General features: G+C 62.9%; 1 protein-coding gene. It reads left to right on the top strand.

The genetic code is table 11. The features are described 5' to 3' along the window. Nucleotides 1-615 (top strand): IS256 family transposase (locus tag K206_RS0136990; protein WP_020207206.1); only part of this gene is annotated, 615 nt, incomplete at its 5' end. Between the last annotated feature and the right edge of the window lie 43 nt (nt 616-658).

Raw genomic sequence — 658 nt, 5'->3', positions numbered from 1 at the left:
TGGATCGAACAGGCCGAGGGCGCCAAGTTCTGGCTCAAGGTCTTCAATGAGCTCAAGAACCGCGGGCTGGAGGACATCCTGATCGCCGTGGTGGATGGCCTGCGCGGCTTCCCTGAAGCGATCGAGGCCGTGTACCCGCTGGCGCAAATCCAGACCTGCATCGTGCACCTGATCCGCAATTCGACCACGCTGGCGGCCTGGAAGGACCGCAAGGACCTGGCTGCGGCGCTCAAGCCCATCTACCAGGCCGTCAACGCGGACGCGGCGGCGCAGGCGCTGGACGCGTTCGCGGCGGGCCCATGGGGCAGCCGGTTCCCCACCGTGACGGCCATGTGGCGGCGCCAGTGGGAGCAGGTCATTCCGTTCTTCGCTTACCCGCCTGAGGTACGCAAGATCATCTACACCACCAACGCGATCGAAAGCCTGCACATGCGCCTCCGGAAGATCGTCAAGAACCGCGGCCACTTCCCCAGCGACGAGGCGGCAACGAAGCTGCTCTTTCTGGCCTTGCGCAATATCGCGAAAGATTGGAAGATGCCGCAGCGGACGTGGAAGCAGGCGGCCAATCAGTTTGCCATCCTGTTTGGCGAACGCTTCACCAACGCGATTCACTGAACTTTAAACCCGGCCCCGCGCACACAAAATTCCTGACACGTCC

Source organism: Cupriavidus sp. WS (assembly GCF_000395345.1).
GTDB lineage: Bacteria > Pseudomonadota > Gammaproteobacteria > Burkholderiales > Burkholderiaceae > Cupriavidus > Cupriavidus basilensis_B.
Note: the sequence above shows the minus strand (reverse complement) of the source record. Positions and strands in the feature narration are given on the sequence as shown.